The following is a 13,617-nucleotide window of genomic DNA, read 5'->3' as shown; positions in this document are numbered from 1 at the left end:
ACCACTACGCCCCGGCCACCGCTCATCCTACCGGGTTGGCGGGCGAGCCGCCCACCTCCCCCCGCCCCTTGCTTCCCCCCCCCCCCTTTTCTGCCCCCCCCCCCCCCCCTTCCCCCCCGGGGCACGAAGAGGAGTTCGCTCAACTGCTGGATGGCGATGTCGGCGCGGCCGTCGACGACGGCCTCGGCGATGAAGCCCTTCTCGATGACGGTCGCCCTGGCATTGATCTCGTCGGCGATGCCCAGGTCACGCAGCAGCCCGGCGAAGTACAGGCCGCTCGCCCCGGTCCGCGAGTAGGCGACGCTGCGAGCGGCGCACAGGGTCGTGACGAGGGCGTCGCGGGTGCTGATGTCCGGGTGCGCGGTGCCGGGCGGTACGGCGAGTCCCACTCCCGTACGGGCTATCGCGGTACGCGTGTCGAGGTCGACCAGACCCCGTTCGGCGAGCGGGAAGAAGGAGTCGGTGACACCGATCATCACGTCGAAGGGTGTGCCCGCGTCGATCTGGCGGACGAGCTGGACCGTGGGGTCGAACACGGGAATGACGCTCACCCCGCTGTCCCGGGTGAAGGCGGGCAGGACGACCTCGTCCAGCGCCTTGCGGACGGCCAGGGCGCTGAACAGGGTGAGGGAGTGCCGGGCGGTGGTGTCGGCACTGTTGCTGTCGGACACGATGTCTTCACTCTTTCCTTCTCGGCCGGGCACCGGTTCGATCGGTGCCGCGGCGGGGGTGCGGGGCTCGGCGTCGGGACTACGCGGACGCGGTGAGCGCGGCGCGTTCGGCCCCGGTCAGCGGCCGCGTCGGCAGGCCGCGCAGCAGGAGGAAGAGCCGGGCCGTCTCCTCCAGTTCCTCCAGCGCGTCCATCGCCGTGGCCAGGGCTGCGCCCGCGACGACGGGGCCGTGATTGCTCAGCAGCATGGCGTGCCTGCGCCCGGCGGTCTCCTCCACCACCTCCTCCAGGCCGCGATCGCCCGGGGCGTGGTACGGCAGGACCGGCAGCTGTCCGATGCGCATCGCGAAGTACGCGGTCAGCGGCGGCAACGCGTCCTCGGGGTCGAGGCCGGTGAGGCAGGAGACCGCGGCCGCGTGCGTGGAGTGGGTGTGGACGACGGCCTGGGCGTCGGGCCGGGCGCGGAGCACTGCCGCGTGCAGGAAGGCCTCCTTGGAGGGCGGGGGTCCGTCGACGTGCCGCCCGTACTCGTCGGCCAGGGACAGCTGGTCGACGGTGACCGTGCCCAGACTGGAGCCGGTGGGGGTCACCAGAATCCCTTCCGGGGTGCGGACGGACAGGTTGCCGGTACTGCCGTGGGTGAGGCCGCGGGAGAACAACGAGCGTGCCGTGCGGACCAGTTCCTCGCCTGCCGCGGTCCGGGAGGGTCCGGTCGCGCGGCGCCCCCTGCGGCGGTCCGGGGAGCGCGAGGTCATCGGGCACCCCCTGCGGCGGTGGCGGTGAGCAGCAGGTCCCGCTCGCCGAAGTTCCCGGACTTGAGCAGGATGTCCAGACCGGCGGCGGTGTGGATCCACGGGACCCCGCGGGCCGCCTCGGCGCCGACCTGGCCTCCGTCGACGCCGAGCGCGCTGACGACCGCACCGGACGTCTCTCCTCCGGCGATGACGAGTCGGGTCACCCCGCGTTCGGCCAGTCCCCGGGCGATGCGACCGAGTGCAGCCTCCAGGATCGACGCGGACCGCTCCAGGCCGAGGGCGTGCTGGACGTCCCGCAGTGCGTGCGGCGGCATCGAGGAGTGGATCAGCGGCCCTGCTTCGGTCGCCCGGCTGCCGAGATCGTCGTACCAGGCGAGTGCCCGGTCGGCGAGGGAGGCCGGTTCCCGGTCGGTCAGCGGGTCGAGGCGGTGGACGGGGCGGCCCGCCGCGCGCATGGCATCGATCTGCTCCAGGGTGCGCCTGGAACAGCTTCCGGCCAGGGCGACCGCGGGACCGTCCGGTCGCACGGGCCGACCTGCCCGGTCGCCGGGTGCGGAGGCGGAGCGCTCGGCGTGCACTCTGGCGAGCGCGCCGGCCAACCCCGCGGCGCCGGCGACCAGCGGCAGGTCCTCGCAGGCCTGGGCGATCGCGTACAGGTCGTCGTCGGTCAGCGCGTCCGCGAGGAGGTAGCGGGTGTGCCCGGCGTGTTGACGGATGGTGGAGCGGATCCGGTCGGCGCCGCCGGAGACGACGGTGTGGTCCAGCACAGCACAGCCGGGGTGGGCCGACTGGGCATCGAGCAGCCTGGGGAGGAAGGAGTCCCGCATGGGTGTCAGGGGGTGGTGCCGCATCGGGGACTCGGCCAGCAGCGTGCCGTCGACGAACAGGTACCCCTGGTACTGGGTGCGGCCGTGCTCGGGCGAGCTCGGTGTGGTGACGACCGGGCCGCCGCCGGTCGCCTGGCCGAGTGCGTCCAGCACCGGGCCGATGTTGCCCTGGGCGGTGGAGTCGAAAGTGGAGCAGTACTTGAAGTAGAGCCGGTTGGCTCCGGCTCGGGACAGCCTCAGCGCGGCGGCCTGACTCTGCTCAACTGCCGTTGCCACTGGGGTGGTTCGGGTCTTCAGCGAGATGACGGCGGCGTCGACGGGCTGCTGCGCCGGGAGTTCGTCGGGGGGGCCGAAGCAGAGCAGGGTGCGCAGGCCCTGACGTCGTAGCGCGGCTGCGACGTCGGTGCCACCGGTGACGTCGTCGGCGATCACACCGATCATGGTGTTTCCTTTCCGTCTGGCTCGGTCGTGGGAGGAGAGGCCCTAGGCCAGGGCGGATATGGCGAGTACACAGCCGAAGCCGAGCAGCGACACGGTGGTCTCGATGACGGTGAAGCTCTTGAACATGTCCGTCAGTGACATGCCGAAGCTCTCCTTGACCTGCCAGGAGGCGGCGTTGTTGATGTGCGGGAAGATGATGGAGCCGCAGCCGAGTGCGAGGACGACCAACGCCGGGTGCAGTCCGGGAGTCTCGGGCACCATGGGGGCGACGATCCCGGAGGCGGTGATGATGGCGACGGTCGCCGAGCCGACCGCCAACCGGATGAGGGCCGCGATCACCCAGGCCAGGATGAGCGGAGAGACGCCCAGGCCGTGCGTGAGGTGGGCGATCGCCTTGCCGATCCCGGAGTCCAGCATGACCCCGCTCAGGGCGCCGCCTCCCCCGATGATCAGCAGGATGGGGGCGATGGCCGCGATGCTGTCGTCGACCTGGCCCTTCAGCTGCTGCCCGCTGACTCCCCGCCCCCAGCCGAGGCCGATGACCGCGAGGATCACCGCGATCAGCAGCGCCACCACCGGCTGGCCGACGAAGCCGAGCGCACTCGCCCAACCCCCGGTCAGGTGGGCGACGGTGACCACGGACTGGCCCACGACCAGGATCAGCGGCAGCACCACCGGGATGACCGACAGGGCGATGCCGGGCGGGGTCCGGTCATCGGCCTTGAGCGTGAACTGTTCGACGAGTCTGGGCGGAGGCACCGGGAAGACGCGGCGGGCGATCGGGCCGGCCAGGAACTGGCCGGAGACCACCATGGTGATGACGGCGACCGGCAGGCCGTAGCCGATGACCGTCCCGACCTCGGTGTGGAGGGCGGTCGCGGCGGCGGTGGGGCCGGGGTGGGGCGGGACCAGCGCGTGGATCGAGGCGACGGTGCCCAGTGCCGGGACACCCACGAGCAGGTAGGGCGAAGTCCTCCTGCCCTTCGCGTCGCGGCCCTCACTGTCGAGCATGGTGGTCTCGACCTCCCGCGCGATGCTGAACAGGAGCGGCAGCAGCACCGCGAGGGCGACCTCGAAGAAGAGCGGGAGGGCGACGACGAAGGCCAGCAGGCTCACCATCCAGGGGATGGTGCGCAGGGAACGGCCCCGGGTGAGCACGGTGGCCAGCCGCCGGATGGCTCCGGATTCGGCGAGCACGGTGCCCAGGATGGTGCCCAGGACCAAGATCAGTCCGGTCTGCCCGAGCGTTCCGCCGGCCCCGGAGGTGACGGATTGGACGACCGCCGCGGGCTTCTCCCCGGCGACGAGCCCGATACCCAGAGCGCCGATCACCAGCGCCAGGAAGGGATGGACCTTCAACCGTGTCGTGATCAACAGGACGACGACGACTATGCCGACGAAGCCGGTGACCAGCAGGCCGACCTCAGATGATGGGGCCACGCCAAACCTCTCTGTTCGCGCGGGCGGGGAGTGTCAATCGCGGGAGCTTCTATCGCGGGAGCGTCAGTCGAGGGGGCTGCCCAGGTGGGGGTGCAGCCACGGCGCTCCGCCTATACGAATCACTCAGAAACTCGCTCAGTGCTGGCTTGACTACAGGATTTAGCGGGCGGGTTTCAAGGGCCTGACAGCAACGTGCGCAGGACGCTCGCGGCACTCGCCGGACCGGACACCACCGGCATCTCCAGGGCCGCCGCGAGAGCGCGGGCCGCGGGGGCGAGCGAGTACTGGGCAAGGAAGACCGCGTCGGCGTCCGCGATCGCCGCCGACACGCCCTCCACCAGCACCGACACCAGCCGGTCACGCTCTCCCGCGGCCGTCACCGCCTTGGCCTCCGGCACGACCAGACCCGCCACCTCGACCCCCGGTGCCGGTGCGGACGAGGCCAGTACCGTGCGAAGCCGGTCCACCGAGTCCCGCAACGCCGCCTCGAACGAGGCCACCACCAGGACGTGCCGGAGCCCGCCGGCGGCGATCTGCTCGAACGCCGCCTGGTCCGGTGCCAGCACCGGCACGGCGACCCCGCCGGCGGCCTCCTGCGCCACCACCCCGTACAGCGAACAGGTCAGCAGAACCGCGTCGGCGCCCCCGCGCACCGCGTGTTCGATGAGCCGGTGCATCCGCGCCCGCAGCGTCGCGGTCAGACCGCCCTGTTCGTCGGTGTCCGCCAGCAGCCGGTCGTCCAGCAGGTGCCATACCTCGGCCTCGGGGAAGCCCTCACGCAGCGCCTCGGCCGCCGGCGCCATCGCCGTGGGTACGGCACTGATCAGCGCGATCCGGGGCGCGGTCACGCCGCCGCTCCCCGGAACCGCCGCACCCAGTCCAGCCCCGCCACGGTCTCACCGGCCGGCGCATATTCGCAGCCGATCCAGCCCGGGTATCCGGATTCGGCGACGGCCCGCAGCACGGCCCGCCAGCCGATCTCTCCCGTCCCCGGCTCGTGCCGGCCCGGCGGGTCGGCGACCTGAAGGTGCCACACCCGTTCCTGGAAACGCCGGTAGGTGCGGATCAGATCGCCCTCGTCGATCTGCAGATGGTAGAAGTCGAGCAACAGCCCGACCTGATCCCCGCCGACCGCCTCCGCCACCGCGGCCGCCTGTTCCTGGGACTGCAGAACGAAGCCGGGGCAGTCCCGCTTGTTCTGCGCCTCCAGAACGATCCGGACTCCGGCCTCCCTGGCCTGTTCCGCGGCCCAGGCGATGTTGGCGACGTAGCACGCGAACGCCCGATCCCGACCGACCCCGTCGGGCACGATCCCACCGACGACGTGCAGCAGCTCGCAGTCCAGCGCGGTGGCGTATTCCAGACCGCGCTCGACACCGGCCCGGAACTCGCCGTCCAGGCCGGGGATGCAGGCCAGTCCCGACCGAGTCGGCGTTCCGGGCGCGCCCATGGGCGTGTTGATCAGCACCTGGGTCAGCCCCGCGTCACGCAGCCGGCGCCGAAGGACGGGAGCGGCGTAGCCGTAGGGCGAGGGGAACTCCACTCCGGCGAAGCCGGCGGCTGCGGCCGCGTCGAAGCGCGCCTCGAACTCCAGCTCGGTGAAAAGCCACTTGAGGTTGGCGTCGAAACGAAACGTCGTCATCTTCCGTCCGCCTCCGGCCGCCGCGTGCGCGCCGCTGCGTGAGCGGCCGACCCTGGGTTGACGGTGTGTTCGGAACGTCCACCCCGTAGCACCGTCACGACCGACCGGGCGGCCATCATCCCGGAGCGGGCACGTGACTCCACCGTGGCGGCTCCGATGTGTGCCGTCACCAGCACGTTGTCGAAGGAGCGCAACGGGCTGTCGGACGGCAGCGGCTCCTTCTCCACGGTGTCCAGCGCGGCGCCGGCCAGCCTGCCGGAGGCGAGCGCGTCCGCGAGGGCGCTCTCGTCGACGACGCCGCCGCGCGCCGTGTTGACCACGAAGGCACCCCGTTTCATCCGGGCGAATGCCTTTGCGTCCAGCAGGTGGTGGGTCTGCCGGCTGAGGAACAGGTGCAGACTGACGAAGTCGGACTCGGCCAGCAACTGCTCCAGGTCGAGCACGCGAATGCCGTGCTCGGTCGCGTAGTCCCGGTCGACGGCCGGGTCGTAGGCGACGACGCGCATGCCGAAGCTCTGCGCCAAGCGGGCCACGAGTCTGCCGATCGCGCCCAGACCGACGATGCCGAGCGTGGCACCGGCCAACTCGCGTCCGCCGGCCTGGTCCCACCCGCCCGCACGGACCGATGCGACGTTCTGCGGGATCCTGCGGGCCAGGCTGAGGAGCAGCCCCATGGTGTGCTCGGCCACGGACTGGCGGTTGACTCCCGGGGTCGGGCAGACGGCGACACCGTGTGCGGTCGCCGCCGCCAGGTCGATGTTGTCGTAGCCGACCCCGGTACGCCCGATCACCTTCAACCGGGGCGCCGCCTCGAACAGCTCCGCGCCGAAGGGGTCGGTGCCGGCCACGATCGCGTCGACGGAACCCACCAACTCCGGCAAGGACGCGCCGCCGCGGGCCCGGTCCCCGACCGAACCGTGCACAACGTCGAGCCCGGCCGCGGCAAGGTGGCGGTGCACGGCGTCCCCCGGTCGCAACCAGCCCGTGGTCACCAGGACGCGCCCGTGGAGTGGAGCTGCGTGCTGCGCTGCCCGGTCCGTCACCTCTGTCGGCTCTCCCGGCCCCGTCGGCTCTATGGGCTCTGTCGGCTCTGTCGGCTCTGTCGGCTCTCCGGCCAAGACCGTCCTACCTCTCCGGCCGTTACGGCCTCTCCATCGACCTATCGGGTCGCGACAAATAAAATACTATAGTGATGGGGCCGATACTAGACCCCTGCGTGTGCAGCAGCTTTTCGGCGGTGGTCCTGCCCTCCCCCGCCCAGTCAACGGCCGCGGGCGGCCGGGTCCTGGGCGGTGACGTGTCGGGCGACGGCGTCCACGCCGGGGCGGGCGCACCGCTCCAGGGAGCGGACAGAGGCGTGCCGGGAGCGGGCCGACAGCATCGGCGTGCTGGTGCCGTTCTCCGCGCACGGTGCCGTACAGGTCGTTGTCGTAGCCGAGCTGGATGACGGCGGTGTCCTCGGCGTCGTACCCGCCGTCGGGCAGCGCGGCGGTCGAGAAGTCGGCCATGATCCGGTTGGGCATCCCGAAGTACCACAGCAGCAGGTCGACGATGTGGTAGCCCATGTCGATGACGCAGCCGCCGCCGGCCTGGCTGACGTCTCCGCGCCAGCCCGCGCCGGGGTCGTCGGTGTGGAAGGTGTACTGGCCGTCGATGAAGAATGGGGTGCCGATCTGGTCCAGGAGCTGAACCACGGACGCGTGGAACGGGTTGAAGCGCCGTTGGAGCGTGACCATCAGCTCCACCTGGGCCTGCTGGCAGATCGAGGCGAACTCGCGCGCCTTGGGCAGGGAGGTCGCGAACGGCTTCTCCTTGAGGACGTGCACGCCTCGGACGGCGCACTCCTCGATCACGGCCCGGCCGGCGTGGTGCGGGACCGCGACGATGACGAAGTCCAGCGCCACGGTGTCCAGCAGGTCGGCGGCCCGGGTGAAGCCCGGGACGTGGTGCGTGTCCTGCTGGGCCCGCAGGGCGTCCGGGTCGCTGTCGCAGACCGCGCGACCAACTCGGCCCGGTTGGAGGCGAGCAGGCCGGGAAGGTGGTCTTCGAGTGCCTGGTGTCCGAGGCCGATGACCGCCGCGCGTCGTTTCATGGGCTGACTCCTTCCGCTTCGTGAGGGAACTTGTCGATGCGTGTCGAGTACAGCGCCAACTCCGGTTTCCTGGACAGGCATTGTCTGTAGTCCCGGGGTTGTCCCGCGCTCGCGCGCAGTAGGCTGTCCGTCACTGTCGATGATGGAATTGGCCCCGTGGACGACCCGATCCGGCACCCCCTCGCCTACGCCCGTGAACTGCGCGGGTGGTCACAGAGCGACCTCGTCGTGTTCCTCGACCGGGCCGCCCGCAAGCACGGGCTCCGCTCCGGCGCGGACAAGACGGCCGTCAGCCGGTGGGAGAACTGGCGCAAGCAGCCGAACCTGCACTCCCAGATCCTGATCGCGGAAGCCTTCGACGTTCCGATCGCCGACATGGAGCTGTTCGGGTGGCCCGATTGGCTGCCCGGCCGCGAGGTTCCGCTGCCACTGGGATCGGCGTACACCGTCCAAGCACTTCGAGATGCACAGAGAGCCGCCATGGACCGCCGCAGCTTCATGACCTTCAGCGCCGTCTCGCTGGCCGGCCTCGCCGCCCAGTGGGCCACGATCGAGCCCGATCGCCTGACTTCCGCCCTCGACGGCAGGACAGCCGTGGACCCCGGGCTCGTGGACTGGCTGGAGCAAACCAGCGCGAAGCTGACGACCCTGCCCACCGAACAGCGCCAGCACACGATCAAGCTGACGGACGCTCATCTCGCGACCGTCACCGACCTGATCGAGGGCGGCGGCCACGCCGAGCCCGTCGCCAAGCGGCTGCACCTCCTGGCCGCGTCACTGGCCACCACCTGCGGCTGGTACCGCTTCGACCAGGGCAAGCACTTCGCCGCGGGAAAGCTCTGGGCAGGAGCCTTGCAAGCCGCCGACGCCGCAGGTGACCGCGACTTCAGCGCCGGTGTGCTCTCCGACTTCGCCTACCAGTCGAACTGGATCGGCCAACCGAACATCTCGGTGGACCAGCTCGGCCACGCACTGTCCGGTACCAAGCACCCCACCGCCCGGTCGCTGCTGTTCCTCCGGCGGGCCAGGGCCCACGCCGCGCTCGGCGAACGCTCCGCGTGCTACCGCGACCTGTCCGACGCCGAGACCGCACTGTCGACGCGGGCTAGCGACCCCGCGCCGGGCTGGTGCGCGTGGATGCGCCCTGCGGACCTCGCGGTCGACTCCGGCCAGTGCCTGCTCGATCTCGGCCGGGCCGACGAGGCGCGGGTCAGGATGGCCGAGGGCCTGGCCCTCCTGCCCAAGGCCCGGGACAAGACGCGTGGCATCTTCCTGACCTACCAGGCCAAGGGCTTCCTGCAATCCAACGACGTCGAGCAGGCTCTCGCCGTCACCACCGAATCCCTCGATCTGGCCACCCGCATCGGCGCCGAGCGGTGTGTCAGCCTGGTCCGCGAGCTCGCGCCGGCGTTCAAGCCGTACCGCCAGGTTGACGGCGTCGCCGATCTCATCGAGCGCGTCCGGGCTGCGTGACGGATGCCCAGATCAGAGTCGCGGTGATCAGCGGCCCGGAGAGGATGATCCCGGAGAGGATGATCCGAGCCGCCGTCGCCAGGAGGCTGCCAAGCGCCAGTCTGCGAAGCCCGGACCCATGCGGGTCGCGGGGCCGGGCTTCGCGCCGATATCAGCGAGAAGTGCTGCTGGGTGGAGGACCAGGTGTGGACGGCTGCGCGGGTGGCCATGCTGATCAGGCGTAAGTTCCACGTCTCGTACAGCGTCTCGGGCGCCACGAGGCCGATGCACAGGCTCGGCTTCAGTCCGCAGGTCCCCGCACGCAGGGTGGCCGAGCGCGACTTCACCGCTCTGGTCGACGGCGTCCACCACCTCGCCAAAGCACCGATCGTGCTGGTCCGGGACCGCCTGAACACCCACATCTCCCACGCCATCGGCGAGTTGATCGCCGAGCGTGACCGGCTGACGGTCTTCCTCCTTCCCGCCCACTCGCCCGACCTCAACCCCGTGGAGTGGGTCTGGGCACACGTCAAGCACAGCCTCGCCAACCTTGCCGTGGTCGCCCTCGACCGACTCGAAACCCTCGTCCGCAACCGACTCAAGCGACTCCAGTACCGACCCGACACACCCGACGGATTCATAGCCGGCACCGGCCTGACCCTCGACACCCCAACATCACCCTGACGAGCCGAAGTCAGTGATCAAGCGTCCTTGGAGGTAGTGCTGTGGAAAGCCTGCGACAGGCGGTGGCCGTCATCGTCCACGACCGGAGTGGCGGCCGGGTCGCGACGATCAACTACGCGACGAACAGCTGGAGCACGACGCCGGTGTGGACGATCCCCGGCGGCAAGGTCGAGGTCGGCGAGCGCCTGGACGAGGCCGCCGCCCGTGAACTGGCGGAGGAGACGGGGCTGGAAGTCGACCCGTGCGACCTGCGACTGGTCCACACGATCCAGGTCCGCCAGGGCTGGGACGGCAAGGGCCCCTTCCTGCTGTCGGTCTTCCTCGCCACCGCCTGGCAGGGCGAGTTGACGAACACCGAGCCCGGTAAGCACCTCGCCGTGGTGTGGTCGCCCGAGGGCGGGCTGCCGCTGCCGATGTTCCCGTCCTCCCACGCCGCCCTGTCCGCGTACCTGTCCGGTGGCCGCGGGTTCTCCACCCACGGCTGGGCCGAGGGCGCCGACCCCCGCGACCTGGTCCAGGACTGAGGAAGGCACCGCCACCCTTCCCCACCAACCGGATCCCGTACGCCTACCGCGCCGTGCACCGGCCCGACGGCGGCACCGACCGACACCTCGTCCGCCCCGGCCTCCCCCGACAACCACCCGAGTGACCACCGAACCCCGGAGGCAGTCCCGCATGACCGGATCCCCCGTACGCCCCGCCGGCCCCGAGGACGCCGACGAACTGCTGCGCCTGCGCGTCGCGGTGCTCGACGGCGCCCGGCTGACCGACGACTGGCGCACCACCTTCCGCGACGACATGCGCGAACGGCTCGGCACCGACCCGAACCTGCTCGCCTACGTCGTCCCCTCCGACGACGGCACGCTGGCCTCCTGCGCCATCGGCATCGTCTACCGCGGCTACCGGGGCCCCACCCACCCCACCGGCAGGTGGGCCCGGATCCACACCGTGGCCACCGACCCGGCCCACCGACGCCGCGGGCACGCACGCGCCGTCACCACCGCCCTGGTCCAGGCACTCCGGCACAGCGGCTGCGGATCGATCGAGCTGCGTGCCACCGAAACCGGAGCCCCGCTCTACCGCACCCTCGGATTCGACCCCGTCGACGGCTACATGGCGCTGCGCCCCGGCTCGGAAGGCTGGATGCGGTGACCGCCTTCGACCTCGACGCCTACAACGAGCGGGCCCGCAACGGCCCCTGCTTCATCTGCTCGATGCTCGCCGGTGAGCCCGGGTACGAACACCGGATCGTCCTGGACGACGGCGTCCACGTCGCCTTCCTCGACCGCTATCCCACCCTGCCGGGCAAGCTCCTCGTCGCCCCGCGCGCCCACGTCGAGGACACCGTCAGCGGCTTCACCGAGGACCAGTACCTCGCCCTGCAACTGGTCGTGCACCGCGTGGCGACCGCGCTCGCCGCGACCGTCCCCACCGAACGCCTCTACCTGCTGAGCCTGGGCAGCATGCAGGGCAACGCCCACGTCCACTGGCACATCGCCGCCCTACCACCCGGCATCCCGTACGAGCAGCAGCAGTTCCACGCGCTGATGACCGAGGGCGCGGGCCTCCTGCCCGACAACCCCGGCCGGGCCGAACGCCTCGCCGCCGACCTGCGCACCCGGCTAGGCCACCCCGGCCGTCACGGCCAGGAAGGAGCCTGACCATGGTCTTCGTCCCGCCCGAGCGGTTCGTCCCCACCCTGCCGCACGGCATCTCCTACGCCGGCGTCTTCCTGACCGACCGCCACGACCGGCCGCTCCTGCTCACCTCCGCCCACCACCCGGGCGAATACCACTACCCCGGCGGCCTCCTCGACAACGACGAGGACCCGTGGACATGCGCACTGCGCGAGACCGCCGAGGAGATCGGCTTCGTCCCCGCCGCCCACGACGACGCCCCCCGCCCCCTGATGCTCTCCTTCACCCCGCCGGAACCACCGTGGCCCTGGAGGATCGGCGTCACCTTCGACGGCGGCCACCTCACCGACAAGGAACTCGAACGCATCGCCCCCGACCCCGCCGAACACGACCGCACCCGCCGCCGATCCCGCCCGACCACGCACCCGAAACGGAGCAGCCGATGACCACCTGGGACGAGATGTCCGCCGCCGCAGGCGAAGTACGCGACCTCTACGACGAGATCAACCGGCGGAAGCTGGGTCGCACCTGGGGCCTGTCGGACTTCGTCCTCGGTTTCACCGGCGACGTCGGCGACCTCGCGAAACTGGTCATGGCCCACCAGGGCCACCGCGCCGACGTGGCCGCGAGCACCGGGGCCATCGGCCACGAGCTGTCCGACTGCCTGTTCTCGCTCATGGTCATCGCCCAGGAGACCGGCGTCGACCTCGCAGGCCGCTTCACCACCGACATGGCCACCCTCGCCGCCCGCCTCCGACCCGGGCAGCCGTCACCAGCCACTCACCCTGCGCCCGCCGAACAAGGAGGACCTGCCATGCCACCCCTGCCGTCCCTGCTCGCCGTGCTCGCACACCCGGACGACGAATCGCTCCTCGTCGGCGGCACCCTCACCCAGCACGCCGCGTCCGGCGCCCGGACGGCCGTCGTCACCGCAACCTGGGCCGAGGACAGCCACCGCGCCGCCGAACTCGCCGACGCCCTGGACATCCTGGGCGCCGGCGCGCCGAGGATGCTCGGCTACGCCGACGCCCGCGTCCCGCAATCCGCTCCCGGTCGGCCGCGGCTGTGCGACGCGCCCGTCGACCACGTGGTCGAGGACATCGTGCGGCACATCCGCGCGGTTCGGCCCGACATCGTGCTGACCCACGACGCCTACGGGCAACTGACCGGCCACCCGGACCACCGGCAGACCCACCGGGCGAGCCTGCTGGCCATCGCCGCCTCCGGACTCGAACACCTCTACCCGGACGCCGGGGAGCCCTGGCAGCCCGCCGCCGTCCACATGGCCACCCACCCCCACTCGGCGATCGCCGACCTCGGGCCGCTCCTGAGCCGGGTCGGCAAATCCGTGCTGAGCGTCCCGGACACCCTGGCCGACGTGACATGCGATGTACGCCAGTGGCTGGACCAGAAGTGGGCCGCGATCACGGCCCACCGCAGCCAGGTCGAGGGAGAGCGCCCGCTCCCCGGAATCCTGACCCGCCTGCCCGAGGACGTCAGGTACCGGATCCTCGGAACCGAGCACTACACGTCACTCACCGCGCCACCCCGACACCCCCCGGCTGGATCGGCCTGACGGGCCGACAGACACCAGGACACAGACCCCGATGCCAGTAACCGACTTCCCCGCCGGACGGACAACACCGTACCGGCACCGGCAGTCCGGCGCCGGTACGGGCGGTGCCCGCGCTCTGAGCAGGCGAGGCCCGCCGTGAACCCCGCTGCCAGAGGGCCGGTTCGTCACCGCGAGCCGCACCCGGGCGGTTCCCGCCGCGGCGGCCGCGCGCGCACCCGAGGGCCCCGGTGCGGGCGTCGGCCCGGTCAGCCCGGTCCGAACACATGCCATCCTGCGAAGTGCGCAGCGGGAGAGCGATTTTACTGATGGTTTGTTGACATGGGGTCAGGTCGGCAGTATCGGTGAGGAGAGTCTTTCGGGGGTGCTGCCATGACCGCGCGCGTACCTTGTCCACCGGCTCC

14 protein-coding genes and 2 pseudogenes are annotated in these 13,617 nt (G+C 71.3%); 7 read left to right on the top strand and 9 right to left on the bottom strand.

From position 1 onward, the window contains the following. The 9 genes and pseudogenes from AC07AL_RS35805 to AC07AL_RS35765 form a co-directional block, all read right to left on the bottom strand. Positions 1-671: substrate-binding domain-containing protein (locus AC07AL_RS35805; protein ID WP_478319411.1), on the bottom strand; the 671-nt coding region annotated here is incomplete at its 3' end. A 79-nt stretch (positions 672-750) separates the two neighbouring features. Beyond that, a complete protein-coding gene (gene otnC / locus AC07AL_RS35800) occupies positions 751-1,425 on the bottom strand; it encodes a 3-oxo-tetronate 4-phosphate decarboxylase (RefSeq protein WP_363633335.1) in 675 nt (224 codons plus the stop codon). Then, complete coding sequence (gene otnK, locus AC07AL_RS35795; protein WP_478319410.1) at positions 1,422-2,693, bottom strand: 3-oxo-tetronate kinase; 1,272 nt, start codon at positions 2,691-2,693, stop codon at positions 1,422-1,424. The genes otnC and otnK overlap by 4 nt, the downstream gene beginning before the upstream one ends. 42 nt (positions 2,694-2,735) lie before the next feature. Beyond that, positions 2,736-4,133 carry a GntT/GntP/DsdX family permease gene (locus tag AC07AL_RS35790; RefSeq protein WP_478319409.1) on the bottom strand — a complete coding sequence of 466 codons (1,398 nt, stop codon included), beginning with the start codon at positions 4,131-4,133 and terminating at the stop codon, positions 2,736-2,738. 173 nt (positions 4,134-4,306) lie between these two features. Next, positions 4,307-4,981: an aspartate/glutamate racemase family protein gene (locus AC07AL_RS35785; RefSeq protein WP_478319408.1), complete on the bottom strand. Its 675-nt coding sequence runs from the start codon at positions 4,979-4,981 to the stop codon at positions 4,307-4,309. After that, positions 4,978-5,775, bottom strand: coding sequence for a hydroxypyruvate isomerase family protein (locus AC07AL_RS35780; RefSeq protein ID WP_363633328.1), 798 nt, complete (start codon positions 5,773-5,775; stop codon positions 4,978-4,980). Before AC07AL_RS35780 ends, AC07AL_RS35785 begins: the two co-directional genes overlap by 4 nt. Beyond that, entirely contained in the window at positions 5,772-6,734 is a 963-nt protein-coding gene (locus AC07AL_RS35775; RefSeq protein WP_363633326.1) for a phosphoglycerate dehydrogenase, read from the bottom strand. The genes AC07AL_RS35780 and AC07AL_RS35775 overlap by 4 nt, the downstream gene beginning before the upstream one ends. A 225-nt stretch (positions 6,735-6,959) precedes the next feature. Further along, positions 6,960-7,511 carry a Gfo/Idh/MocA family protein gene (locus tag AC07AL_RS35770; protein WP_478319419.1) on the bottom strand — a complete coding sequence of 184 codons (552 nt, stop codon included), beginning with the start codon at positions 7,509-7,511 and terminating at the stop codon, positions 6,960-6,962. 3 nt (positions 7,512-7,514) lie between these two features. Continuing rightward, a pseudogene (locus AC07AL_RS35765) lies at positions 7,515-7,760 on the bottom strand (Gfo/Idh/MocA family oxidoreductase); the annotation flags it as partial. Positions 7,761-8,023: 263 nt separating this feature from the next. Between AC07AL_RS35765 and AC07AL_RS35760 the strand changes: the two are divergent. The 7 genes and pseudogenes from AC07AL_RS35760 (at position 8,024) to AC07AL_RS35730 (ending at position 13,216) form a co-directional block, all read left to right on the top strand. Then, positions 8,024-9,340 carry a helix-turn-helix transcriptional regulator gene (locus AC07AL_RS35760; RefSeq protein WP_478319407.1) on the top strand — a complete coding sequence of 439 codons (1,317 nt, stop codon included), beginning with the start codon at positions 8,024-8,026 and terminating at the stop codon, positions 9,338-9,340. A gap of 168 nt (positions 9,341-9,508) precedes the next feature. Next, positions 9,509-10,003: pseudogene (locus AC07AL_RS35755) on the top strand (winged helix-turn-helix domain-containing protein); the annotation flags it as partial. Positions 10,004-10,044: 41 nt separating this feature from the next. Then, the gene (locus tag AC07AL_RS35750) at positions 10,045-10,527 is read left to right on the top strand and encodes an NUDIX domain-containing protein (RefSeq protein WP_363589251.1); all 483 of its coding nucleotides are present in this window, start codon (positions 10,045-10,047) and stop codon (positions 10,525-10,527) included. A 151-nt stretch (positions 10,528-10,678) separates the two neighbouring features. Continuing rightward, entirely contained in the window at positions 10,679-11,155 is a 477-nt protein-coding gene (locus AC07AL_RS35745; protein ID WP_400987734.1) for a GNAT family N-acetyltransferase, read from the top strand. After that, entirely contained in the window at positions 11,152-11,664 is a 513-nt protein-coding gene (locus AC07AL_RS35740; protein ID WP_478319406.1) for an HIT family protein, read from the top strand. The genes AC07AL_RS35745 and AC07AL_RS35740 overlap by 4 nt, the downstream gene beginning before the upstream one ends. Before the next feature lie 2 nt (positions 11,665-11,666). Beyond that, on the top strand, positions 11,667-12,086 hold the full coding sequence (locus tag AC07AL_RS35735; RefSeq protein WP_478319405.1) for an NUDIX domain-containing protein: 420 nt from the start codon (positions 11,667-11,669) through the stop codon (positions 12,084-12,086). Beyond that, positions 12,083-13,216 (top strand): PIG-L family deacetylase, encoded by a 1,134-nt coding sequence (locus AC07AL_RS35730; RefSeq protein ID WP_400812461.1) that lies wholly within the window; start codon positions 12,083-12,085, stop codon positions 13,214-13,216. The genes AC07AL_RS35735 and AC07AL_RS35730 overlap by 4 nt, the downstream gene beginning before the upstream one ends. Positions 13,217-13,617 lie beyond the last annotated feature (401 nt).

This window comes from Kitasatospora sp. NPDC043949 (assembly GCF_056435365.1).
The sequence above is the reverse complement of the archived record's forward strand: the minus strand, read 5'-3'. Positions and strand labels throughout refer to the sequence as shown.